The organism is Bacteroides sp. B1-V-101, from assembly GCF_023656585.1.
Classification (GTDB): Bacteria; Bacteroidota; Bacteroidia; order Bacteroidales; family Bacteroidaceae; genus Bacteroides; species Bacteroides thetaiotaomicron.
Window position 1 is genome coordinate 57093 of sequence record NZ_JAMOKH010000002.1, and the last position, 25990, is coordinate 83082.

Genomic DNA, 25990 nt, shown 5'->3' on the forward strand with positions numbered 1-25990 from the left:
CATCGAAAAACAATGAAAAAAAGAATCTTATATTATATATGGATGGCATGTGCGGCAGTATTGCTACACAGTTGCGAAGATGTAGAAACTCATAAACCTTATGGGGATGACAGTGGACATGCTCCTGGTACAGTACAAGTGACTTCCTATGAACAAATTCCTGGTGGAGTGACATTGAAATTCACTGCTCCAACAGACGAAGATCTATTGTATATCAAAATAAAATATACACTTGACAATGGAAAAGAAATGGAAGCACGTGCTTCTCTCTATACTGATGAAACGACAATAGAAGGTTTCGGTAATACGAACCCGAAAAAACTAGTAATCTCAGCCGTTAACAAAATGGAGAAAGAAGGAGAAGCTATCATCACCGAAATAGTACCTGGAAAACCGGCATACCTTACTGCCATTGAAGAAATAGAAGTAAATCCTACATTCGGAGGTATTTATATACATACTACAAATAGAGGCAGAAACTATCTCATCTTTGATGTCTCTACAAAAGATTCAAAAGGTAATTGGAATGTAGAACATACAGAATATACTTCTGTAAAAAACATCGGCTTTACACTCCGAGGGTTCTCTGCCGAACCACATGATTTTAAAGTCCGTGTCCGCGATCTATATGATAACCAGTCAGAGGAATACTTAACAACCTTGACACCACTATATGAAGAAAAATTGGATTTGACCAAATTCAAAACTTTCTATCTAGCCAATGATATAAAGATGGACAACGCAGGTCATACTTTGGAGTCTTTATTCAATGGAGATCATGGATTAAACAGTTGGAATTATGCTCACGGTTATGACTTTAATCCTTCCGAGTTTCCTGTATGGTTTACATTCGATATGGGTCAAACCGCTCAATTAAGCCGCTTCACCTCATGGCAACGCTCCATGGGAGGTAGTTATTACTATCGTGCAGGTGCTATCAAAGAATGGGAAGTATGGGGACGTTCTGATTTACCATCTTCGGACGGAAGTTGGGACGGATGGACCAAACTGGCAGATTGTGAAAGTATAAAACCTTCCGGATGGCCCGCCGGTTCAAATTCAGAAGAAGATATAACATATGCTAGTAAAGGAGAAGAATTTGAATTTCCGGCAGATATTCCTCCAGTAAGATACATTCGATTTAAAATACTTTCTACTCATGACGGTGCCGGATTGGTAGTTATGCAGCAACTTTGGTTCTACGGAACCCCGATACAATAACCTTTTAACAAAGCAAAAGTATGAAAAAAATAAATATATTGATTCTCTGTAGTATCCTGTGCTTTTTCTATTCGTGTAATGGCATGCTGGATGGTATTCAGCCTTATCTAGACGAGGGAGAAAAAATCTATGTAGGAAAACTTGATTCACTCAAAGCTTTTACTGGAAAAAATAGAATCAAAATAGAAGGGAAAATGATGTACGGTGTAAATCAGGTAAAATGTGTTATTAGTTACAAAGATCCTATTACATTGGAAGAAAAGTTTAAAGAGTTTCCAATAGAACGTACGGAACCACGAGAAACCTTCGAATTTATGTTAGAGAATTTAACAGAAGGACAATATGACTTCTCGATAGTCACCTATGATCCCAAAAACAACACATCTATCCCGACAGAGGTATCTGCTTATGCATATGGCGAACTATACCAACAAGCATTAACCAACCGGATTTTACATAGTATCTCTCCTGAACAAAAAGAAATTGTAAATGAAAGTGGACAATCAGAAAGAATATGGGCAGCCAAACTGAATTGGAATATATCAAGAGGAGACGGTTTAGTAGGCTGTAACCTTGAATATGAACGTCAGGACGGAACTTTAGGCTCGAAATATATTTCAGTTGACGAGACTACAACAGAACTCGACAATTTTAAAGCTGATGGAATACTCCGGTACAATAGTATATATAAACCGACAACAACTTCCTTGGACGAATTTGTTACAGAATATAAAGAAGTTACATTGCCTTCCCAAAGTTACATTGGCATTACAAAAGACCTAACCAGTCTTTATATTAAGAATGCCGGATATCCATTTAGAGGATATGATGTAAGCAATAAATGGGGAAAACCTTACGATTGGAAATGGAATGAAGTTATGGAAACTAAAAATGCCAATGGAGGTGCCGGCTTCACAGAATATAACGATGGAACAATTCAGTTCGAAACAACACAATGGAGTCAGGGATATTATGACAACGGAAAGATCTGGCAAACATTTACTTTACCAGAAGGAAAGTATGAAATGCGTATCGAAGTAAAAAACGCCGCAAATATAGGTTCTGGCAGTACCAATATCCATTTTGCTGTAGCTCAAGGCGAATCACTACCTGACAATGAAGAATTGGAAAAGTCAGACATTATCCTCTCTTACCTCAAATTTGAGTCAGAACATACTAATAAAACATCTGCCTTACCTATATTTGAACTAACAGAAGAAAAAACTATTACCGTAGGCTGGGTAGTATCTTTCTCAGATATCTGTAGAAATATAGAATTTAAGTCAGTAAGATTGTGGAGTGTAGCTGAATAAAGTTCTCCATTTTATTAAACTATTCATCAAATGTTATTCTTATAAAAATAAACCCTGGAAGTTTGTATTATAAATTTCCAGGGTTTACTATAATCAAATCTTTTACTATATATTTATCTATTTCTTTTAAAATTGAAATAGAATTCATTTAAATAGGTGGTGCAACTGTACCCGATTTTCTTTTATTGTAACTTCATTACAATTATACATCTGAATAAAATCAGACTCTTTATTTTTTTCAGTATCTAGAGAATAAATCAAATTATGACGTATCATCAAGCCATCAACAGCTTTCGCTCGAATGGCACATGAGCTATTTTTTCTCATATAAAAATAATTTTCTTCAATAGTAATATTTTTATGAACCGCCCCTTTATATTCTCTATTCTCCGGATCAATGCTAATAATCGGTTCTCCACAGTTTAAAAACGTATTTTGACGAATAGTCAAGTCGTGTACCGGTCCTGACTCATACCAACTTAATCCATCATTGGCTACAAATATTCCACTCATCTGCATGCCGTAGAATGTATTTCCTTCTATCAGAGACTTACGTCGTGTTGTGATAAGAATCCCTCTGGTTGGTACTCTTGCAAAGTAATTGTTTGTAATCCGCACTTCCGGTGTCCACGTCACGTTCTCAACAACCAGGTCTTTCTGTTGCATTACCTCCGAAGAGAATGGACTTGACAGAGTGAGTTCCATTTCTCTTGGTGTTACTAATTTTGCCTCTTTTACTTTACATTTCCCTACTACCAACAAAGAACGTGAATCAACAAGTTCTATATCGTCTCCTTTAAAAAAGGCTTCAAATCCAAAAGTCTGATCATGCATAAAACGAAGTTTTAAACGATTGTCCGACAAAAATTCTATTACTCGCAAATGTGTACCATGTATATTGATAGGATCATCGTGTGCACCTACAAAACGGGAATTCTTAATATCAATCATACCACGGCAACCAGAAACCTGAATAAAATCAGCAAATCCCGCATTAGTACGTCCTGAACCTGGACGAGGAGCAAAGTTACAACGATCAACAGTAATATTCTCACTGTATTGACAGACTACCCCGAAATTTCCTAAATAATAGAAGTTGATATTCTCCAACAGTATTCCCTTACTCCTGTTTACAAATCCACTCACTTCGTCACGGAAAGAGTCGCGCATCTGAAAAATAGTATGTAGTCCTACTTGTGGTTTTGCTTTATATTGCAGATATAACACATTTGGACGAAGTTCTACTGTACGAAGCAAATTCTCCATCGGACTCCACGAACGCCAAGTCATTTCACTTATACGGTCATACGACTGCGCTATTCCGTTCTTAAAAGACCAACCATCACCATACCACTCCAACTGTGCGTCTACAATCCGATATTGGGATGTGGGATGTACCTGAACAATCAAATAATCATTCCCCTCTTCCAATACTTCAACCTCCGTTTGAGTAGGATGTTTATAATCTATATTAAAATTTTTCAAAACAATACCTTCACATTTATCAAGTACGAAACTTGTCATTTCACCATTCATCAATAAAGTTGACCCACAACCATCAATAGTGATATTCTTTAATGTATTAAGATACAATCCGATATGTTTAGTCGGATCAGGATCATCCAACTCAGAAGTCGTATTTGATATATAATATAACATTTGTGATGATTTCGCACGGTCTAACTGATAAATTCCCGGTGAAAACTTTACAGTAACTGGCCTCCCTTTACAGTCAGCAGCTTTTTTTAAAGCTAACGCTATATTTTCAATATCTTTTCCCTGCTCCGGAAAAACCTCTATTATCCTAGACTGGGCAAAAATAGCCAACTGGATGAACCAAACGCTCATCATAAACAAAATGTACTTTTTCATGATATTGATCTTTAAATTTTACTTTTTTCACAAAGATAGAAATTATCTATACCTTATTATAAACATAAAGCAATCAAAAAATAGAATGTTTGCTGCAAATATTTCATTTTTTGATTGCTTTGTACACATATAATCTTTCTGCTATTACCTAATTTTGTATCCGAACCTATATAACATAACCCATTAAAAAAAGAAAATAATGAAACACACTTTTATTACATTTATTCTACTGTCACTTTGTATTTTCACTTATGCACAGAAAAAGATTGCACGTGAATATATCGAATGGTCTGATATTTGGATTCCCGGAGCTAATAAAACAGATCTTCCACATGTATTGCTCATCGGTAATTCCATCACACGCGGATATTATGGAAAAGTAGAAGCAGCATTGAAAGAAAAAGCATATGTAGGGCGACTCTCTAATTCGAAAAGTGTAGGTGATCCGGCTTTAATCGAAGAATTGACTGTAGTACTCAAAAATACTAAGTTCGACGTTATCCATTTCAATAATGGTTTGCACGGATTCGATTATACAGAAGAAGAGTATGATAAAAGTTTCACAAAATTAATCAAAATCATTCGTAAATACGCCCCTAAAGCCAAGTTGATTTGGGCAACCACCACTCCCGTCCGTACCGGAGAAGGAATGAAAGAGTTTGCCCCTATCACCGAACGGTTGAAAATACGTAATCAGATTGCCTTGAAACATATCAATTATGCTGGCATAGAAGTGAACGACTTATGGAAAGTAGTCATCGACCATCCCGAATATTATGCAGGCGGAGACGGGACACATCCGATCGACGCAGGGTATTCAGCTTTAGCAAATCAAGTGATCAAAGTTATAAAGAATGTATTAGTACATTAAACCTTATTCATTCTATTTTAATATGGCAATAATGAAAAATCAAAAATCAACTCTATTATTAATTATCTGTTGTTTATCAACCTGCATAGTAACGGCACAACAACACGTAGAAACAATTAAAAATACTTTCTTAAATCCAAAATCAAACAAAGTGTTAGTTGTTGCTCATCGGGGAAATTGGCGTAGCGCACCGGAAAATTCAACTGCTGCTATTGACAGCGCCATTGCTATGAAAGTAGATATTGTAGAAATTGACATTCAAAAAACAAAAGATGGACAACTGATTCTAATGCATGATAATACACTAGATCGTACTACCACTGGAAAAGGAGAAATTAAAAACTGGACTCTGGCAGATATAAAAAAGTTAAAATTGAAAGATAAGGATGGAAAAGTAACAAATTATGTTGTGCCCACTTTAGAAGAAGCTTTGTTAACAGCAAAAGGAAAAATCATGGTTAATTTGGACAAAGCATATGACATTTTTGACGATGTATATGCTATATTGGAAAAAACCGAAACCCAAAATCAAGTAATCATGAAAGGAGGACAGCCTATAGAAACTGTCAAACGAGAATTTGGTTCTTATTTGGATAAAGTTTTATATATGCCAGTAATAGATTTAGGTAACAAAGAAGCTGAGAAAATAATCACAGACTATTTGAAAGAATTACGTCCTGCTGCTTTCGAAATTATTTATTCAGACCCCAAAAATCCGCTTCCTCCAAAAATAAAACAATTCCTTTTTAAGAAAAGTTTGATTTGGTATAACACATTATGGGGATCACTTGCAGGAAATCATGATGATAATCTTGCACTGACCGATCCGGAAAAAAGCTACGGTTATCTGATCGAACAGCTAGGAGCCCGGATTTTACAAACAGATCAACCTGCTTATTTGCTCGATTATTTAAGAAAAAAAGGTTGGCACAATTAAATTAATAACATCTTTAATTCTCAATAAACCCCAATTATATGGATAAGAAAAAAATCAGTTATTTAATACTCCTTTGTTTATTCTCTTTAAGCTGCACGCTACAGGCAGAGAAATATGAAACGGTTTCTCCTAACGGAAAACTGAAGATTAAACTGAAAATAGACAAAGGTACCCAATACGAAGTATGGTACGATAATACACAACTTATACTTCCTTCTCCCATCGGATTACATCTGGCGGACGGCAAAGTAATCGGCAACGGAAGTGTAAAGTCGGCAAAGAAAAGAAAGGTGAATCAGACTATCGACGTCCTTGTTGGTAAAAACAAAGAATTACAGGATGCTTATAATGAACTCACCGTTTCTTTCAACGACAGCTGCGACCTTGTAGTACGTGCTTATGATGAAGGAGTGGCCTATCATTTCGTCACCCGTCTCAACGGAGAAATTACAATCATCAGTGAAGATGCTATTTTCAACTTTGCTTCCACCCCAACCATCTATTATCCGGAATGCGATGCTAATTATTCCGGCGAAACGGATCAATCCGGACGTACTCATCAGGTGCATCAAGGATATAGAAACTTTGAAAGACTCTATAAAGTCTACAAAGGTCCGTTGGAAATTCCTTACGAACGTTTTGCCGTTTCTCCGGTATTATACGAATATCCTGATTCTCCCTATAAAGTGGTCGTAACGGAATCAAATACCTATGATTATCCGGCTCTGTATATGGAATCCAACGGCTACAACTCCATGCGCGGAAAATGGGCTAATTACCCGAAAGAAACAATAGACTCCGATCCGTCCAATCCTTACTACTGGTATTCCAATCATTTGGTTGTTACCAGAGAGAATTACATCGCAAAGACTGATGGAAAGCGTAGTTTTCCGTGGCGTGTCATCATCGTTTCGGAAGATGATAAATCATTATTGAACAACGAACTGGTATACAAACTGGCCGATCCTTGCCGTCTGACCGATACTTCCTGGATCCAACCGGGAAAGAGTGCATGGGAATGGTGGCACAAAGCCGTTTTGGAAGGTGTTGACTTCCCCAGTGGAAACAAGCAGCTTTCTCTCCAGTTATATAAATACTACGTAGACTGGGCTTCAAAAAATCATATCGAATATATGACCTTGGATGCCGGATGGTCCGAAGATTACATTAAAGAACTATGCTCATACGCCAAAGAAAGGAATGTGAAGATTATCGTCTGGACATGGGCTAGTTGTGCCAGAGAGAATCCAAGTGACTGGATCGCTAAAATGCACAGCTATGGTGTATCCGGAGCAAAGATCGACTTTTTCGAACGGAATGACCAGATAGCCATGCGATGGGGAAAAGAATTTGCAGAACGTCTGGCCGAAAAGCAAATGGTAGCTATTTTCCACGGTTGCCCGGTTCCTACCGGATTGCATCGCACGTACCCTAATATACTGAACTATGAAGCAGTAAGAGGAGCGGAATGTAACTTCTGGGAAAAGACGTTAACTCCCGAATATCACACTCGTTTTCCTTTCATCCGCCTGTTGGCAGGACCGGCAGATTATACTCCGGGATCCATGAGAAGTGTCACTCAGGATGAATTCAGACCGATGGATATAGATAATACTCCGCCTATGAGCATGGGAACACGTTCGCATGAATTGTCCATGTTTGTCATTTACGACCAATGGATGGCTTATTTATGTGACTCACCCACCGAATACAATAAATATCCGGATGTACTCGACTTCCTTTCCAAAGTTCCCGCAGTATGGGATAAGACCTTGCCATTAGAAGCAAAGTTAAGCGAATATATCGTAACAGCGAAACAAAAAGGCAATGACTGGTATGTGGGCGGAATGACCAACTGGAATGCCCGTTCTACAGAAGTGAACCTCAGCTTCCTGAAAGACAATGTCTCCTATCAGGCAACTATCTTTAAAGACGCTCCGAATTCCTACGAGCAACCTAAAGAATACATGGTAGAGAAAAGAACAGTGGATAATAAAACTATATTGAATATAGATATGGCAAAAGGCGGTGGATTCGTTATCCATCTGGAAGCAGAAAACTAATATCGCTATGAATGAAATTTAAATGAGATAATTACATCTCAAAGAACGGTACCATCTGACGCACGGAATGGTACCTTCCAATACATTAAACGGTACCATCCAGTATGTTGGAAGGTACCGTTTGTATATCCTATCATAATCCCAGCTTCGCCGAAATCTCCAGCATCCGCTGAATAGGCCTCACTGCCTTCTCCGCTATTTCGGGATCTACGGTAATCTCCGGTGACTCATTCTTCAGACACTCATAGAGCTTCTCTAACGTATTCAACCGCATAAAGCTACACTCGTTACATCCACAGGTACTATCGTTCGGAGGAGCAGGGATAAACGTTGTCTGCGGACACTTCTTCTGCATCTCATGCAAGATACCCGATTCGGTAGCCACAATGTACGTATTCTCCGGGTGGTTCACCGCATACTTCAGTAGTGCAGCTGTAGACCCTACCACATCTGCCAGTTTCAGCACCGTGCTTTTGCATTCGGGATGTGCCAGCACCAGTGCTTCCGGATGCTGCGCTTTCAGCTCCACGATCTTTTCCACCGAGAACTGTTCGTGCACATGGCAGGCTCCGTCCCAAAGCAGCATATTCCTGTTCGTAACTGAGTTGATATAATTTCCCAGATTCCGGTCCGGACCAAAGATTATTTTCTCATCTTTGGGAAAACTTTCCACGATCTGCCGGGCATTGGTGGAAGTCACCACCACATCCGTTACTGCCTTCACGGCAGCTGTCGTGTTCACGTACGAAATAACGGTGTGCCCCGGATGCTCTTTGACAAACTGCGCAAACTGATCCGCCGGACAACTGTCCGCCAGTGAACAACCCGCTTCCATGTCGGGCACCAGCACTTTCTTATCCGGACAAAGCACCTTCGCCGTCTCACCCATAAAATGAACGCCGCACATCACAATGATATCCGCCTCCGTTTTGGCAGCCAGTTGAGCCAACGCCAGACTGTCGCCAACATAATCGGCGATATCTTGTATTTCACCCTTCTGGTAGTAGTGGCCCAGAATGATTGCATTCTTTTCTTTCTTCAGCTCGTTAATAGCCTTTATGAGATTATTCATAATAATATTCTTTTATTTCTTCCTTTTAAAAAAAAACTTTGTTAGTGATGATAGCCTGTTAATAGTGTTAGCAAATAAATACGATTTTTCTTGCCGGATAAGTTATTAGTCCATACTTCTGCTTTATGAGTCCGTTATGAACGGAAGGAAAGGTGGAAGATTGACTATTTATTATCTTCATTATCAATGCAAGCCCTATCAAATGGGAGAATACTATTAACTCCCTGTTGATAAAGTGCAAAGTTAAAAACTTTATGGATATAAACAGGCAGATAAGTGCTGAAAAATATGTTGATGTCTGCATAGAAAGTTTCGTCTTTGTTTTTTGGAATGTTCATAATGAAGGCCCCTTATACCTTCTTTTGAATAATGCAAGAATTATTTTTCAAATTCTTTCCCGATTGTTTTGACAGGTTTTAAACCGTTATCAACACCTCTGTTAACAGAAAAGAACTACCTTTGCAACCGAAACGTAATAAATGAACAACGTATGCGAAAACTGAAAATAACAGAGCTGAACCGTATCAGTGCCGAAGAGTTTAAACAGGCAGAAAAACTACCTTTGGTGGTAGTGCTGGATGATATTCGTAGCCTGCATAATATAGGTTCGGTATTCCGCACATCGGATGCTTTCCGTATCGAGTGTATCTATCTGTGTGGAATAACGGCTACCCCTCCCCACCCTGAAATGCATAAGACAGCTTTGGGCGCAGAGTTCACTGTTGACTGGAAGTATGTTAATAACGCTGTTGATGCTGTTGATAACCTCCGCAAAGAAGGATATATTGTTTATTCGATAGAACAGGCGGAAGGCAGCATTATGCTGGATCGACTCGAACTGGACAAGACGAAGAAGTACGCTATCGTAATGGGAAATGAAGTGAAAGGGGTGCAACAGGAAGTGATTGATCATTCGGATGGTTGTATCGAGATTCCCCAATATGGTACCAAGCATTCTCTGAACGTGTCTGTAACAACGGGCATTGTCATCTGGGATTTGTTCAAAAAGCTACGTTGACGGTGTAAAATCAGTCGGTTAATAATTAGTTAATAAGTGGTTGATATCATAGTTAACTTGCTATTAATCAATATTCTTTTTCTGTTCATAATTGTGTGGGATAATAAGAGAGTATTGTAGCAATTTACTCTTGGATGAGTCTGATTGATTCAGTGTTTATTAACCATCCTGTTTCAAGCTGTTATCAGATGGCATCACAGCTATTAATAGCTGACTTCTCAACTGTTAATACCCTAGAAGTCAGATAAAGCGGGGGAATTTTCCTATGGTGATTGTGGAATTAGATTTAATAGAAATATGATGGTTAATAACGACGTTGATAACCTTATGACAAGGTGAATCAGATTTGTCCGTTCTCCACCAGCAGCACGACTCTTTCCGTTAGTTTATCTTCTCCCAACGGATCATATTCCTTTTTCAGACTGGCACCGAACAGTGCGGCAAATGTCTGATAGAATCCTGCTTTAAAAGGTCCCATAAAAGCTTTCACTAGTTCATAACTGGTGGAATTACTTTGGCGGTCTATCAATTTAATCAAGAGTTTGCCTTGTGTAAAAGAGAGTTTCTTCATCCGTGCGGTATATTGTTCCTTCAGTCCTTTTTCCACCCGTTTGAGATGTTTTTGGCGAGCCTTCTCGTTGGGTAATGTTTGAAGATACTCGTAAGTTTCGATAATAGCCTGGTTAATTTCTTTGGAGATAGGATATACCTTTTTTACGTTACGTACCAGCCGGTAGTATTCCAGCCGTTCTTTTTCGTTTTTGAATTTTAGCGGGCGGAAGATATAAACAGTCCTTAACTGGACACATGGAATGGTATCTCCGTTGTAGATACACATCGGAACCAAGTATCCGTTGATGCTTTGCTTGTCCTGTGCCTGCATCTTCAATGAACAGACCATAGCAAACGCCATCATTATTACTATGTTAAGCCTCCTTTTCACGTTACAAAAATAGAATTAAAATTTTATTATTCAGACATTTCTTTTAGACGTTAACCTATTTAAAGTATCTTTGCGGCCTTGTCTGTAAAAACGCAAGGTGCAAACAAATAATTTATTGATGAAAACTACTCAACTATTTCGGTTGATAAGTATTATAAACAGCCTGTTCATTATTCCTGCTTGTAGTGCTCAAAACCCTTCTCAAAGTCTTATAGAAGATATTTTTGAAGATTTATCTGTTAATAATAGTGTTGATAATGCTGTTAATGAACCCAACTGGGAGAATGAACTGGAAGAATTGTCCGTTCGTCTTCACGAACCTGTAGATTTAAACCGGGCTACCCGTCAACAACTGGAACAATTTCCTTTTCTCAGTGATATTCAGATTGAACATCTGCTGGCCTATATATACGTGCATGGGCAGATGGAAACACTTTATGAACTTCAGTTAATAGAGGATATGGACAGGCAGACTATTCAGTATCTATTGCCTTTCGTATGTATCAAAGCTATTAACAATGAGTCGTCTTTTCGGTGGAAAACTATGTTGAAAAGCGCTATGAAGTATGGAAAGAATGAAGTGCTAACTCGCATAGATATACCGCTTTACAAGCGGAAAGGTTATGAACATACCTATTTGGGACCTTCTGTTTATAACTCTGTTAAATACGCTTTCCGTTATCGCGATCAGCTCTATGCAGGTCTCGTTGCGGAGAAGGATGCCGGTGAACCCTTCCTTGCTCTGCACAATCGTCAAGGGTATGATTATTATTCTTTTTATCTCTTACTCAAAGATTGTGGGCGATTAAAAACATTGGCTGTTGGTAACTATCGGTTAAGTTTCGGACAGGGGCTGGTGATCAGCACGGATTACATACTGGGAAAGACCGTATATGCTTCTTCTTTCAACACCCGCAGCGGAGGAATCAGGAAACATTCTTCTACTGACGAGACTAATTATTTTCGGGGAGTGGCGGCAACTGTAAGCATTACAAAACAATGGAGTATGTCCGGCTTTTACTCACACCGTTCGCTGGACGGTGTGCTGACCGATGGAGAAATAACTTCTATCTACAAAACCGGACTACACCGCAGTCAGAAAGAAGCCGATAAAAAGAACCTGTTCACCATGCAACTGACTGGTGGAAACATGAGTTATCAACAGAACCGTATCCGGCTGGGTGTCACCGGTATTTACTATGTTTTCAACCGACCTTATGAACCGCAATTAACAGGTTATTCTCAATACAACATTCATGGAAATCAGTTCTACAATTTAGGAATAGACTATGCCTACCGCTGGCATCGTTTTTCTTTCCAAGGAGAGACAGCTATGGGAAAACAAGGCAGTGCTACTTTGAACCGCTTCCAATATTCACCGGTAGAAGGAACTCAGTTGATGATCGTACAACGATACTATTCATATAATTATTGGGCCATGTTCGCCCATTCTTTTGGAGAAGGAAGTGCGGTTCAAAACGAACAGGGATATTATCTGGGGGTGGAAACTTCCCCTTTCCGCCATTGGCACATCCTTGCTTCTTTCGATCTGTTTTCTTTCCCGTGGAAGAAATACCGGATCAGCAAACCTTCCCGAGGTATGGACGGATTGCTTCAGGCTACGTTTACTCCGCACAATAATCTGACAATGTACTTGAAATATCGTTATAAACAGAAAGAGCGTGACTTGACAGGTAGCAAAGAAAACCTAACGCTTCCTATTTTTCATCACCAACTTCGATATCGTTTGAACTATTTTTATGGAGATGTGTTTAGCTGTCGTACAACTTTAGATTACAACCATTTTCATTCTCAAGACAGGGCTGCTAGTAAAGGATATCAAGTTACACAAATGATGTCCTCCCAACTGCCTTGGACCAGGCTGTTTGCTGACGTTCAAGGCAGTTATTTTTCTACAGACGATTATGATTCGCGGGTATATGTATCAGAGAAGGGATTGCTTTATACATTTTACACTCCCTCCTTTCAAGGTCGTGGATTTCGCTGTGCCGTTCGTCTGAGATATGAACCGAATGAACATTGGATGTTTATAACTAAGTTCGGAGAAACCGTTTATCTCGACCGGAATGAAATAGGTTCCGGCAATGATTTAATCTTTGGAAATAAAAAAGCTGACGTACAAATGCAACTCCGTATTAAGTTTTAAAGTATCTTTGCCTCTGGATATTATGAAATAGTAAATGATAAAATAATGTGAGCTTGATGTGATAAACGTCCGTATTGATATATTGAACTCACATTAAAACAATTAATAAAAAGATGACTATTATTTTTCCTTCACCCATCTTCGGCCCTGTTCATTCCCGCCGCTTGGGTGTATCTTTGGGAATCAACCTATTGCCGGAAGACGGAAAAGTCTGCTCGTTCGACTGCATTTATTGTGAATGCGGCTTCAATGCCGACCATCGTCCGAAGAAGCATCTGCCCACTCGTGAAGAAGTGCGCATCGCCCTGGAAGAAAAGCTGAAAGATATGCAGAAGAACGGTCCCGCCCCCGATGTACTCACATTTGCCGGAAACGGTGAACCGACTGCCCACCCTCATTTTCCGGAAATTATAGAAGATACACTGGCACTTCGTGACCACTATTTCCCGAATGCAAAAGTAAGTGTATTGAGCAATTCTACCTTCATCGACCGCCCTGCGGTATCCGATGCATTGAACAAGATAGATAATAATATCCTCAAACTGGATACGGTGAACGAAGAATACATTCATCTCCTGGATCGTCCCAACGGGAAATATTCCGTAAGGAAGATCATCGAAAAGATGAAAGAATTCAAAGGAAATTGTATTATTCAGACTATGTTTCTGAAAGGTAGCTACCTTGGGAAAGATATGGATAATACATCCGATGAGTTTGTGCTCCCCTGGCTGGAAGCAGTCAAGGAGATAGCTCCCAGTCAGGTAATGATCTATACGATTGACAGGGAGACTCCCGATCATGATTTGCAGAAAGCCACTCATGAAGAACTGGACCGGATTGTAGAATTGATAAAGCGAACGGGAATTCCGGCAACAGCATCCTATTGATCGCTTACCTGAGATCATTTTAAACACATAAAACCCCCATATTATGAAAAACACGAATTTAGCCTTTTATGCTTTGGCAGGCATTTCTTCAATGCCTGCTACGCTGACAGCCGGACAAGCTCATCCGAAGGAACGACCGGCTGACAAGCAGCAACCGAATGTAATCCTGATCGTCGCCGATGATTTGGGATACGGTGACTTGAGTTGCTATGGTGCTCATCGTATTTCTACACCGGGCATGGACCGTGTGGCGAATGAAGGAATCCGTTTCACACAAGGTTTTTGCACAGCGGCAACCTCTACTCCAAGCCGCTATTCCGTAATGACCGGTCTTTATCCCTGGACAAATACCGATGCAAAAATTCTGCCCGGTAATGCGGCATTAATCATCGACACCCAGAAGATTACTTTACCCAAGTTGATGAAACAAGCCGGATATGCTACCGGTTCTGTAGGTAAATGGCATATCGGATTGGGAGACGGCAAAGTAGACTGGAATAAAGAGGTTCATCCGGGAGCTGCCGAAATAGGATACGATTATTCCTTTATTCAGGCAGCAACGAACGACCGTGTCCCATGTGTATTTCTCGAAAACGGACGTGTAGTGGGGCTAGACCCCAATGATCCGTTGTATGTGGATTACCGGCAGAATTTTCCGGGAGAACCTACCGGAAAGAATAATCCCGAACTGCTCCGGATGCACCCGAGTGTGGGACATGCCGGTTCGATAGTCAACGGGGTGCCCCGTATCGGATTTCAGAAAGGTGGTAAGGCGGCACAATGGAAAGACGAGGAAATGGCAGAATTGTTTTTGAACAAGGCGAAGCAATTTGTCAATGACCATAAAGATGCCCCTTTCTTTCTCTACTACGGGTTGCATCAGCCACACGTACCCCGTGTTCCCAACGAACGTTTTGTAGGTCAGTCGGGGATGGGATCCCGTGGGGATGTTATCTTGGAAGCCGACTGGTGTGTATCCGAATTTCTGAAAGAACTGGATAAACTGGGATTGGCTGAAAATACAATCGTCGTGCTGACCAGTGATAATGGTCCGGTACTGGATGACGGATACAAAGACGATGCAGTGGAGCTGGTAGGAGATCATAAGATAGCCGGTCCGCTTCGTGGAGGAAAGACAAGTATGTTCGATGGTGGTACACGTATACCTTTTATGCTTCGCTGGCCGGCAGCAGTTAAACCACAGGTTTCCGATGCATTCGTCTGCCAGATGGATTTGCTGGCATCCTTTGCAGCCTTGTTAGGGCAGTCTTATCCGGACAAGCTGGACAGTGAAAATACCTTGGACACCTTTTTGGGCAAGAGCAAGAAAGGACGTGAAGAACTTGTCATTGAAGGAATGTTCAATTACGCCTACCGTCAGGGTGACTGGGCACTGATTCCTCCTTATTATAATCCGTATAGCAAGGAAGACGGAGACTTTATCGGTTTGGGATATGGATATAAGCTCTATAATCTGAAAAAAGATATCGGGCAGCAGGAAAATGTAGCAACCAAATACCCGAAGAAGCTGGGCGAATTGATCAACCGCTTTGAGTATCTGAAAGCGACTACGAATAAGGTGACACACTATTGACCTCCGCTTATCCCTATGGGATTTGTGAATAAATAATAATAAAACAGCTTCTGATTTAGGGTAACCCAAAGATGAAGTGTATTTATTACCAAACGAGTAATTTTACAATCTGACACTAATAATCTTATAGTATGTCATCTGAATTAGTTAATATCATTTTTAAAAGAATATACAAAGGCACTTAATGTCTAATACTAAATAAATAAAAACATGAAAAAAGAAACCCCCATCTCTTTACGACATCTCAGGCGTATTACCGCCATTTTATTCTTATGTCCGATTTCCCTTTCTTCCATACAGGCATCCGCAGCATCGGATCAGAGTGACGTTTCTTCGGCATCCGTCTGCCAGGAACAGACTTCGGGAATCCTTCGTGCAGAAAAAATAAACCCGACGACGGTTGATGTATTGTTCACGAACCAGCAACGGATGACTATCGACTTTTACGGAGAGAATATTTTCCGTGTCTTTCAGGACAATTCCGGAGGTATCATCCGTGACCCCGAAGCGAAACCTGAAGCGCAGATACTTGTAGACCAGCCCCGACGCAAGGTTTCCGGACTGTCGGTGGATGAGAAAGATGGATATATCACCCTCACCACTGCCCAAGTACGGATTGAACTGAATAAGCAGACCGGACTGATGAAAGTCTTTAATCCATTGACCGGCAAATGTGTGATCGAAGAAGTCGCTCCGGTGGTATTCGGTCCTAAAGAAGTGATTGTAACCTTAAAGGAGAATCCCGAAGAATACTTCTACGGAGGCGGTGTGCAAAACGGACGTTTCTCTCATAAAGGCAAGGTTATTGCCATCGAAAATCAGAATAGCTGGACGGATGGCGGAGTAGCCTCCCCTGCTCCTTTCTACTGGTCTACCAATGGTTACGGAATGATGTGGTACACTTTCCGGAAAGGTGAATACGACTTTGGAGCAACAGAGAAAAACATAGTGAAACTGTCTCACAATTCTTCTTACCTTGATATTTTCTATATGGTCAACGACGGAGTCGTTTCCCTGTTGAATGATTTTTATCAGTTGACGGGAAACCCCGTTTTGTTGCCCAAATTCGGTTTTTACGAAGGACATCTCAATGCCTACAACCGTGACTACTGGAAGGAAGACGAGAAAGGAATCCTCTTTGAAGACGGAAAGCGTTATAAAGAAAGCCAGAAAGACAATGGCGGCATCAAGGAGTCTCTGAATGGTGAAAAGAACAATTATCAGTTCTCGGCACGTGCCGTTATCGACCGTTACAAGAATCATGATATGCCTCTCGGATGGTTACTTCCGAACGACGGTTACGGAGCCGGATACGGACAGACGGAAACACTGGACGGCAACATCGCCAATCTGAAAAGCCTGGGAGACTACGCCCGTAAGAACGGAGTGGAAATAGGCCTCTGGACACAGTCGGACCTGCACCCGAAGGAAGGTATAAGCGCCTTGTTGCAACGTGACATCGTGAAAGAAGTCCGTGATGCCGGTGTGCGTGTACTCAAAACCGACGTGGCATGGGTAGGAGCCGGCTATTCCTTCGGATTGAACGGAGTGGCGGACGTAGGACATATTATGCCTTATTATGGCAATGATGCCCGTCCCTTTATCATTTCACTGGACGGCTGGGCAGGCACACAGCGTTATGCCGGCATCTGGTCGGGCGACCAGACCGGAGGCGAATGGGAATATATCCGTTTTCACATCCCTACTTATATAGGTTCCGGTCTGTCCGGCCAGCCGAATATCTGCTCGGATATGGACGGTATCTTCGGTGGAAAAAATGCGGCAGTCAATATACGTGATTTCCAATGGAAAACATTTACCCCCATGCAGTTGAATATGGATGGCTGGGGCGCCAACGAAAAGTACCCCCATGCTTTAGGCGAACCAGCTACATCCATTAACCGTATGTATCTCAAACTGAAATCGGAACTGATGCCTTACACGTATAGCTTTGCCCGTGAAGCGGTGGATGGTATGCCTCTCATCCGTGCCATGTTCCTCGACTATCCGAATGAATATACCTACGGAACGGCTACCCGCTACCAATATATGTATGGTACCGACTTTCTCGTAGCCCCTGTCTATCAGAATACGAAAGCTGATAAAGAAGGCAATGATATCCGCAATGGAATTTATCTGCCCGAAGGCACTTGGATAGATTATTTCAGCGGAGAGAAATACGAAGGCAACCGTATTCTCAGCAACTTCGATACTCCGGTCTGGAAGTTACCCGTATTCGTAAAGAACGGCGCTATTATTCCGATGACACAACCTAACAATAATGTCAGCGAAATAGACCCCTCACTTCGCATCTATGAATTTTATCCGAACCGCCATACTGCAACCGTAGAATATGACGATGACGGTGTGACGGAAGCCTACCGTCAGGAGAAATCGGTATCTACCCTGATCGAATCGAACGTAGACGCAAAGAACCGTGTGACTATCACCATTCATCCCACAGCCGGAAGTTTCGACGGTTTTGTAAAAGATAAAAAGACGGAACTGCGCATCAACGTCACGGAGAAACCGAAGAAACTGACTGCAAGAATCAACAACAAGAAAGTAAAACTGACGGAAGTAAGCACGGCAGCGGAACTTCTGAATGGAGAAAACGTATTCTGGTACGAAGAAACCCCCAATCTGAATAAGTTTGCAACCAAAGGAAGTGAATTTGAGAAAGTGGTTATCACAAAGAATCCGCTGTTGCACATCAAACTGGGCAGCACCGACATCACCGCCAATCGTATCGAGCTGGACGTGGAAGGTTTCCGCTTTGAGCCGGCCGACCGGAACTTGGTAAGCAACGGAACCCTGTCTGCACCGCAAAACGCTCAGGTAAGCGAGCAGAACAGAGAAGCATATACCCTGCAACCGACTTGGGACAAAGTACCCAATGCCGATTACTATGAGATTGAATTTGACGGAATGCTTTATACGACTATCCGGGATACTCACTTACTGTTTGAAGATCTGAAAGCGGATACTCCTTACGCATTCAAAGTGCGTGCTGTCAACAAAGACGGTGTGTCCGAATGGGCAGAGATTCAGGTGAAAACGAAGACTAATCCGCTGGAATTTGCTATTCGTGGCATTGAAGGCGAATCGACTGCCGCATCGCAGGGAGGATTCGGTGTAGACCGATTGTTCAACTTCTCCGAATCGGGAGATACATGGCACACGAAGTATAACGTTAACTCCATACCATTAGATTTGATTATCGACCTCAAAACAGTTAACCAACTGGATAAGTTCCATTATCTACCCCGTGCGGATGTCGGCAACGGTACACTGCTGAAAGGAACAGTATCCTACAGTATGGACAAAGAAAACTGGACGGAAGCCGGAGCATTCGAATGGCAGCGGGACGGTGATGTAAAAGTATTCACTTTCACAGAGCGTCCAAATGCACGTTACATCAAACTGAACGTTACGGCAGGTGTAGGAAACTATGGTTCAGGTCGTGAAATCTACGTATTCAAAGTACCGGGAACGGCAAGTTACCTGCAAGGCGACATCAACAATGATGGCAAGATCGACCGCAATGACCTGACTTCTTATATGAACTATACCGGATTGCGTCGTGGTGATTCAGACTTTGAAGGTTATATCAGCAAAGGCGATATCAACATGAATGACTTGATAGATGCTTATGATATTTCTGTCGTAGCCACTCAGCTCGACGGCGGTGTCGACAGGAAAGCTACGGAGAAAGTATCCGGCTCTCTGTCTATCAGCACTCCGAAGAAGCAGTACCAGAAGGACGAAATCGTTGAAATCCGTGTGAAAGGTAATGATCTGCGTTCGGTTAATGCACTTAGCTTTGCTTTGCCTTATGATCAGAGCGACTATGAATTTGTAGGTGTGGAACCGCTGAATATGAAAGCAATGGAAAATCTGACTTATGACCGCCTGCATACGAATGGTGTGAAATCTCTCTATCCTACTTTCGTCAATATGGGAAAACAGGAGGCTTTGGAAGGTTCGGAAGAACTCTTTATTCTGAAATTGAAAGCGAAACGTAAAGTGAAGTTTGATCTGAATCTGAAAGACGGAATATTGGTTGATAAGCAACTGAGGATGCATTCATTCTAGAATGTGTTTCGTGTAAATCATTGATATATAATAAAAGAGGATGCCTGTGGGGAACTATTGGCATCCTCTTTGGGAGACAGACGGGAAGGATTACTTTCACAAGCAGTCCTTCAGTCTGCTACCTCCATATTTAATCTGGTTAGGGATTTCTTCATTTGAATACTCTTTTTATGAAGTGAGAATCATTCTATTAGATAGTAATCTTTATTCTATTAGTTCAAAACTGTGCAGGAATGAATAAAATATAGTGTATTGAAAAAGGACTATTATTCAATATACAGGAGCTATATGCCCAACATATTGGATATATAGCTCCTGCGCGTTGGATATATAGCTCCTGTACACAGGGCATATATACCCTGCACAGAGGCTAATCAGCTCTTACTTTACATCATCCCATGTATCTGTCCGGAACGGGAAAGCAGCAATCCCTAATGTATTGCGTAAAGTGATGTTTCCTACATAATTACGGAAAGCATACCGTACGGCTACCGGTTGGGCGACCTGATCGCTCCATACTTCCACATTTCTTGTGCGACCTGCAATCCGTGCTTTTGCCGGATAGAACTTCTTGTCGGCTCCTGCTATTTCGAAACCTTCCAATTCACAGTTGCCCGGTGCCAGTCCGGAAGGGGCATTGTCGAGTGTGACGATCGCTTTGTTCTTTGAATATTCCACCTTTGTCATCATCGGTCCGGTAGATGGGAATTTATGGAGACCGTATGTTTTAGTCAGTGCGAGATTGGCCAGCCGGAGTCCTACTACATTTTTCTGAGGGGGATGAATGCAGAACTCGTCGCCGACATCTATCGTAGGAATCATTCCGGAGTTGGGGATTGTCTGTAATGCTTTCATTTGTGCTTCCTGCAATAAGGCGGAATTTATATTCCGGCTGTTTCCGTATTTGTGCGGAGCAATCTGGACATAATAAAAAGGCATATCCGGTGTTTCCCATACATTTCTCCAGAGCTGCACCATCGCAGTCATCATCGGAGCATAGATCTGATAGTTGAATAGATTCGACTCTCCCTGATACCATAGAAATCCGCGTGCCGTATAGTTTTTCACAGGCAGTAACATGATATTATACAGACATTGCAGCCGGCTGTTCGTATCTAACTTTGGATTTTTGGCGGCTTCTATATTTGCGCCTTTCACGGAGGCGAGCGTTTCTTCTGTCATCCATGCCTCGATTCGTGAACCTCCCCAACTGTTGATGACCAGTCCTACGGGGAGATGAAGCGTTTCCGTCAGTTGTCGGGCAAAGAAGTAACCTGCGGCACTGCAATCCATAGTGGTTTCGGGCGAAGAAACTTCCCATTTCGCTCCTTCAAAGTCTGTCCGTTCTTTCACTCCTTTGGTTCGGGGGACAGTGATAAAACGGATACGGTCGCGGTAGTTGCCTGCGTTCAGAAGAGTTTCCAGCGAATGGTCGATGGGTTGTCCCATGTTTCCTTTCATGGTCATTTCCATGTTAGACTGACCGGAGCATATCCATACCTCTCCTATTAATATATCCGATAGCGTGACCCGGATCCCGTCACTGATGGTAATAGAATAAGGAGTAAAACTCCCGGCAGGAGTATCCACTTTGACCAGCCAGGCTCCCTCATCGTCTGTCGATACCTTATAAGTACGGTTATTCCAAGAGGTGGTGACAGTCACCTTTTTGCCGTCTGCCCATCCCCACAGCTTAACGGAACTGTTTTGTTGGAGTACCATATGATCTCCCATCATGGCAGGGAGCTTTACTTTGCCTTGTGCAAGCGAGAAAAATAGAAGCGAGATTGTAAAAATCAGAAAATGTTTTTTCATACTATTGTTTTATTAATTAGGATTTGACAAATACTTCACTTAGGTATAGGGCAAAATTACAACCTAATTTAAATATGGAATAATACTATTTAGTCATTCTCTGACAGATTTTGGTCGATTTACTCTAACTTCGCTTTCTCCTTTTGTTTTTTGATAAATATTGTCTTCAGATTATGATGATATTATATTTTACTTGTTTTTTCTTTGTATTGAGTCGGTGTCTCCCCTGTGTACTGCTTGAAAGCAGTGCTGAAATAACTGGGAGATGTAAATCCGACCTCTTCTGAAATTTCCGTAAATGTCATTTCGGTATTGGCAATTAACGTAAGTGCTTTTTCTATTCGGAATTTATTGATGTAATCATTTGCTCCTATCCCGGTAAGTGCTTTCAGTTTAGTGTAAAGCGAAGTACGGCTTAAACCTATTTCCTTGCAAATGAACTGAATGTCCAGATTGGTATTACTCAGATTCTCCTGGATTGTTTTGTTCACTTTAAGTAAGAAGCTCTCGTCTACCTGGCTGAAAGTGGTCTCTTTCGGGACAGGTATTATGCCCGTATGCAAATACCTTTTCTTAATGTATTCCCTGTTTTTCAGACGGTTACTGATTATCTCCATCAGCATTTCTACTTCAAAAGGTTTTGTCAGGTAGGCATCTGCTCCATTCTTATAACCGCTGATGAGACTTTGTTTATCATCTCGTGCCGTGAGCAAGATAATGGGAATATGGCTGATCGTAATATCTTCTTTGATGTTTATGCACAGCTCGTATCCGTTCATCCGCGGCATCATCACATCGCTGACAATGATATCCGGAATGTGACTTTTGATAAGCTGGAGAGCCTCCACCCCATCAGCGGCAATGATTACCCGTTTGAAAGACTCTTCCAGTGTCTTTTTTAGAAAGTCTGTCATATCCGGATTGTCATCCACCACCAGGATGGTGTATGGAGTTGTATCGAAAGTTTCTTTATCGGTTGCCTGCTTCAGATTATCACTAAGTATCAGTTCGTTCAGATACGCTTTCGGCTGGCAGATAATCTCTTCTGATTCTTGCTTCAACGGTAGCTCGAAAAAGAAGATAGCCCCCGCTTCGGGGTTATCTTGTGCACCGATAGAGCCGCCATGCTGTTCGACCAGAATTTTTGAGTAAGACAATCCGATTCCGGTTCCACTTTGTTCTCCTGTTCCCTGATAGAAGCGGGTAAAGAGTTTATGTGTATCTACCTGTTTCAATCCGCATCCCTGATCGATGATGGAGATACGTACTCTTCCTGTTTCGGGAAGCAATTCCGAGGCAATGGTTATTTCCGTATCCTGAGGACTATGTTTGAGCGCATTGATCAGCAGATTGCTTAAGATGATTTCGCATTTGTCCTTATCGAAACTTACTGTTTCAATCTGCGGATCGAGCTGGTAACGGATGCGTACGTTCTTTGCTTCTCCTTCACTGATGAAATCTTGTGATACGTGCTCAATCCAGTGGTTGAGGGGATGCGGTTGAATAAGCAGTTTGCTCTCACCGACCTCCATTTTGCGTACGTCGAGCACCATGTTTATCAGGTTCTTCATTCGTTGGGCCTGACGATAAATAGCTTTTAGCGGCAGATATTGGGGATCTTCGGAAGACAAAGATTTCAGTATCCGGTTGAGCGGCGCATGAATAAGTGTCAACGGAGTGCGGAGTTCATGGCTGATATTGATAAGGAAACGTACTTTTTCTTCATACGTTTGTTTCTCGTGTTCCTTCATTGCCCATTTCAATTTCTCTTCGTTGCGCTTCACCGTTCTTCGGAAAGTTTCGATGATTGCTATAGAAACGAGTACGGCACAAGTCAGGCTAAACCACCATGTCCGGTACCAGGGCGGAAGTACGGTTAGTTCCAGTACTTGTTGGTCGGGAATCCAGCTACCGTCTTTTGCAGTGCACGAAGCCATGATTCTATAACTTCCCGGAAGCAGTGATCGGATCACCAGTTCCGGATTGTATGATTCGGTATATTCGTTGTTCAATCCTTCTATCTGATACCTGTAAATCTTTTGCCGGAAGATGTCTTCTTCCCTCGACATGATGCGGATGGATATATTGCTGTTCCAGGGTACCGAGATTTTTGCCGGATGGTTGTACCATTCATGATTCGCCGATTCGCCATTGATGGTAATATCCAGCAATTGAAGTTCCGGCATTTCCGATGTGTTCAGAAGAAGTTGCCCGTCGATGCGCAGCATACCCTTCACACCGCCTATGTAGGCATCCCCTTGTTCGTTCACCAACCGTGCATTGGGGAGATATTCGTTTTGTATGGCTCCGTTCGATTCTCCGAAAAGTACAAACTTCTGTTCTTTGATGAAGTAGGCGAAAAGCATATTGTCAACGCCTATCCATACTTTGCCTTTCTGGTCGCACAGTACCATATTAATTTCGGTGAACAGATTGGTAGGGACAAGAGTCCGGCTTTTTAAGACAGGGTCGTAGTGGATAAGTCCGAAATTGCTTCCGATCCAGAAATGTCCCTGTTCATCATGGGATACGGAACTGATCACTGTATCCGTGTAGCATTCGAAAACGGTTTTCAGCCGGGAGGTCTGGTCGTCCAGTTCATAGATATGTTTGATATCATTGATATAGGTCAGGTTCTCTTGATGATCGAACGGGACAAGGGTACCCACAATATCTTTCCCTTCCTCTTCGGTGATGGTGCTGAATTTCTTCTCTTTGAGGTGATACTGGTAGATGTGGTCTCCCAGGAATAACACGGTGTTGGGCGTATTTTGATATAAGTTGACGGACTTTCCACGGTTGCAGAGCCGTGTAGTCGTTTCTTTGTCGATGATGGTGAAAGGTTGCTTCTCTCCTGTGGCGGGGTTGAAGACAAAGACTCCTTTGGAGAAAAGCGAGATCAGTAGTTTTCCGGGTGTAAAGCCACTGATGAATGCCACCTTATCTCCCCAAGTAGACGAATAATGGGTAAACTTTTCGGTGTGCGGGCTGAAAAGGTTGATGCCTCCCCCATCGGTGCCAATCCAGATGCTATCCGGCGATTGCCGGTAAAGGCTCCGTACAGTGCCGTTGCTCAATCCGCGGTCGTTGCCCGGCACTACGTCCGTATAGGTTTTCATTGATACTTCCCGGATGCTGATCAATCCGTTGCAGGTGCTTCCTGCCCATACATTGTTGTTGTAATCGTTGTGAAGGCAGAGAATGGAGTTGGCAGGCAGAGAATAGTTCTCACGGCCCGGAATATACTCCAGTTGGGAGATTTCTCCGGTTTCGGGATGGAGGATATTGATGCCTCCCCCGTCTGTTCCTATCCACAGTTGTTCTTCTCTTTCGGCGAGGCTCAATACGATGTCGTTGCTGAGTGAGGAGTTATGGGTAGTGTACGAAGCCGATAGTTTGCCGTCGCGTGAGTAGCAGCGCAGTCCACCGCTGTAGGGGGCAATCCAGATTCTATTTTTAGAATCGGTTATCATACTTGTGATTTCCGGTCCGCAGTCAAAGGGCGGGCGTCTGTGCTCTCCGGTTTGCAGGTCCACGAGATATAAGCCGGTCCATCGGCTGCAACAGAGCAGCGTCTTTGAGTCCCATACACTGAGAGCGGTGATTTTAAAAGAGTTGGCATTGAAATATTGAAGGAGTCTCAGCGAAGAGTCCTTATAGCTGTACTTATAGATTCTGTCTTTGCCACCGAACAGGATTCCATCCGGAACGAGGCAGAAGGAATAGGCAGTAATGTAATTCCCTTCTTCGTCCGTAGGGAAAGTGAAGTTGTTGCTCTGTTGCTGATAGCGTGCAATTCCTTTTTCGGTCAGTATCCAGATGTTATGTTGTTTGTCTTCCGCTATTTGGTAGATCAGGTTGTGAAGAAGCGAGTGCGGATCATTTGCCTGGTGTTTGTATCTCTTCAGCTGATGTCCGTCGAACTTTCCCAGTCCTGCTTTGGTGCCTATCCAGATGAAACCCTGTTCGTCTCTGAGGATGCAGCGTACATTGGACGGCAGTCCTTCTTTGAGGGAGATTTGCTTATAGTAGTAATGTTCTGCGCGGAGAGGGAGGGTAGTTATCAATAGTATAATAGCTATAATCCCTGGTAAAGTAAGCAATCTTGTTTTCATGTAAAAG

Annotated in this window: 15 protein-coding genes; 10 read left to right on the forward strand and 5 right to left on the reverse strand. The window is 42.0% G+C overall.

Translation table 11 applies throughout. The features are described 5' to 3' along the window. Positions 1-12: 12 nt before the first annotated feature. A complete protein-coding gene (locus NBH01_RS01915) occupies positions 13-1221 on the forward strand; it encodes a DUF5000 domain-containing lipoprotein (protein ID WP_217719654.1) in 1209 nt (402 codons plus the stop codon). A gap of 20 nt (positions 1222-1241) precedes the next feature. Beyond that, on the forward strand, positions 1242-2534 hold the full coding sequence (locus NBH01_RS01920) for a DUF4998 domain-containing protein (protein ID WP_062695862.1): 1293 nt from the start codon (positions 1242-1244) through the stop codon (positions 2532-2534). Positions 2535-2678: 144 nt separating this feature from the next. On the opposite strand, the gene NBH01_RS01925 is transcribed toward NBH01_RS01920, so the two are convergent. Then, positions 2679-4406: a right-handed parallel beta-helix repeat-containing protein gene (locus NBH01_RS01925; protein WP_225678775.1), complete on the reverse strand. Its 1728-nt coding sequence runs from the start codon at positions 4404-4406 to the stop codon at positions 2679-2681. A gap of 199 nt (positions 4407-4605) precedes the next feature. Here NBH01_RS01925 and NBH01_RS01930 point away from each other — a divergent pair, with 199 nt between their 5' ends. From NBH01_RS01930 to NBH01_RS01940, 3 genes are read left to right on the forward strand one after another with little or no spacing between them, the layout of a single operon-like run. Continuing rightward, positions 4606-5277: an SGNH/GDSL hydrolase family protein gene (locus NBH01_RS01930; RefSeq protein WP_055219082.1), complete on the forward strand. Its 672-nt coding sequence runs from the start codon at positions 4606-4608 to the stop codon at positions 5275-5277. Positions 5278-5308: 31 nt separating this feature from the next. Then, complete coding sequence (locus tag NBH01_RS01935) at positions 5309-6214, forward strand: glycerophosphodiester phosphodiesterase family protein (protein WP_113748006.1); 906 nt, start codon at positions 5309-5311, stop codon at positions 6212-6214. Between the two features lie 38 nt (positions 6215-6252). Beyond that, the gene (locus NBH01_RS01940; protein ID WP_225678776.1) at positions 6253-8277 is read left to right on the forward strand and encodes a glycoside hydrolase family 97 protein; all 2025 of its coding nucleotides are present in this window, start codon (positions 6253-6255) and stop codon (positions 8275-8277) included. 133 nt (positions 8278-8410) lie between these two features. Here NBH01_RS01940 and nadA read toward each other — a convergent pair whose 3' ends face one another. Further along, positions 8411-9349 (reverse strand): quinolinate synthase NadA, encoded by a 939-nt coding sequence (gene nadA, locus NBH01_RS01945; RefSeq protein ID WP_118337355.1) that lies wholly within the window; start codon positions 9347-9349, stop codon positions 8411-8413. 490 nt (positions 9350-9839) lie between these two features. Between nadA and NBH01_RS01950 the strand changes: the two genes are divergently transcribed. Continuing rightward, positions 9840-10367 (forward strand): RNA methyltransferase, encoded by a 528-nt coding sequence (locus NBH01_RS01950; protein ID WP_008762785.1) that lies wholly within the window; start codon positions 9840-9842, stop codon positions 10365-10367. A 340-nt stretch (positions 10368-10707) separates the two neighbouring features. Here NBH01_RS01950 and NBH01_RS01955 read toward each other — a convergent pair whose 3' ends face one another. Next, positions 10708-11283, reverse strand: coding sequence for a DUF4294 domain-containing protein (locus tag NBH01_RS01955; RefSeq protein ID WP_032841330.1), 576 nt, complete (start codon positions 11281-11283; stop codon positions 10708-10710). A gap of 145 nt (positions 11284-11428) precedes the next feature. Here NBH01_RS01955 and NBH01_RS01960 point away from each other — a divergent pair, with 145 nt between their 5' ends. From NBH01_RS01960 to NBH01_RS01975, 4 genes are all read left to right on the forward strand, one after another. Then, entirely contained in the window at positions 11429-13477 is a 2049-nt protein-coding gene (locus NBH01_RS01960; protein WP_225678777.1) for a helix-hairpin-helix domain-containing protein, read from the forward strand. A 113-nt stretch (positions 13478-13590) separates the two neighbouring features. Next, complete coding sequence (locus NBH01_RS01965; protein ID WP_225678779.1) at positions 13591-14364, forward strand: radical SAM protein; 774 nt, start codon at positions 13591-13593, stop codon at positions 14362-14364. Between the two features lie 43 nt (positions 14365-14407). After that, on the forward strand, positions 14408-15958 hold the full coding sequence (locus tag NBH01_RS01970) for a sulfatase-like hydrolase/transferase (protein WP_373151184.1): 1551 nt from the start codon (positions 14408-14410) through the stop codon (positions 15956-15958). Between the two features lie 210 nt (positions 15959-16168). Further along, entirely contained in the window at positions 16169-20053 is a 3885-nt protein-coding gene (locus tag NBH01_RS01975) for a TIM-barrel domain-containing protein (RefSeq protein ID WP_250699952.1), read from the forward strand. A gap of 381 nt (positions 20054-20434) precedes the next feature. Here the strand turns inward: NBH01_RS01975 and NBH01_RS01980 are convergent, their stop codons facing one another. Both NBH01_RS01980 and NBH01_RS01985 read right to left on the reverse strand, forming a co-directional pair. Beyond that, entirely contained in the window at positions 20435-21868 is a 1434-nt protein-coding gene (locus NBH01_RS01980) for a sialate O-acetylesterase (protein ID WP_011108686.1), read from the reverse strand. A gap of 182 nt (positions 21869-22050) precedes the next feature. After that, a complete protein-coding gene (locus NBH01_RS01985; RefSeq protein WP_011108687.1) occupies positions 22051-25983 on the reverse strand; it encodes a hybrid sensor histidine kinase/response regulator transcription factor in 3933 nt (1310 codons plus the stop codon). Positions 25984-25990 lie beyond the last annotated feature (7 nt).

Bases quoted from the DNA above. Each gene is read 5' to 3' on its own strand.
- NBH01_RS01915 (WP_217719654.1), top strand. From the start codon at position 13: ATGAAAAAAAGAATCTTATATTATATATGGATGGCATGTGCGGCAGTA.
- NBH01_RS01920 (WP_062695862.1), top strand. From the start codon at position 1,242: ATGAAAAAAATAAATATATTGATTCTCTGTAGTATCCTGTGCTTTTTC.
- NBH01_RS01925 (WP_225678775.1), bottom strand. From the start codon at position 4,406: ATGAAAAAGTACATTTTGTTTATGATGAGCGTTTGGTTCATCCAGTTG.
- NBH01_RS01930 (WP_055219082.1), top strand. From the start codon at position 4,606: ATGAAACACACTTTTATTACATTTATTCTACTGTCACTTTGTATTTTC.
- NBH01_RS01935 (WP_113748006.1), top strand. From the start codon at position 5,309: ATGAAAAATCAAAAATCAACTCTATTATTAATTATCTGTTGTTTATCA.
- NBH01_RS01940 (WP_225678776.1), top strand. From the start codon at position 6,253: ATGGATAAGAAAAAAATCAGTTATTTAATACTCCTTTGTTTATTCTCT.
- nadA (WP_118337355.1), bottom strand. From the start codon at position 9,349: ATGAATAATCTCATAAAGGCTATTAACGAGCTGAAGAAAGAAAAGAAT.
- NBH01_RS01950 (WP_008762785.1), top strand. From the start codon at position 9,840: ATGCGAAAACTGAAAATAACAGAGCTGAACCGTATCAGTGCCGAAGAG.
- NBH01_RS01955 (WP_032841330.1), bottom strand. From the start codon at position 11,283: ATGATGGCGTTTGCTATGGTCTGTTCATTGAAGATGCAGGCACAGGAC.
- NBH01_RS01960 (WP_225678777.1), top strand. From the start codon at position 11,429: ATGAAAACTACTCAACTATTTCGGTTGATAAGTATTATAAACAGCCTG.
- NBH01_RS01965 (WP_225678779.1), top strand. From the start codon at position 13,591: ATGACTATTATTTTTCCTTCACCCATCTTCGGCCCTGTTCATTCCCGC.
- NBH01_RS01970 (WP_373151184.1), top strand. From the start codon at position 14,408: ATGAAAAACACGAATTTAGCCTTTTATGCTTTGGCAGGCATTTCTTCA.
- NBH01_RS01975 (WP_250699952.1), top strand. From the start codon at position 16,169: ATGAAAAAAGAAACCCCCATCTCTTTACGACATCTCAGGCGTATTACC.
- NBH01_RS01980 (WP_011108686.1), bottom strand. From the start codon at position 21,868: ATGAAAAAACATTTTCTGATTTTTACAATCTCGCTTCTATTTTTCTCG.
- NBH01_RS01985 (WP_011108687.1), bottom strand. From the start codon at position 25,983: ATGAAAACAAGATTGCTTACTTTACCAGGGATTATAGCTATTATACTA.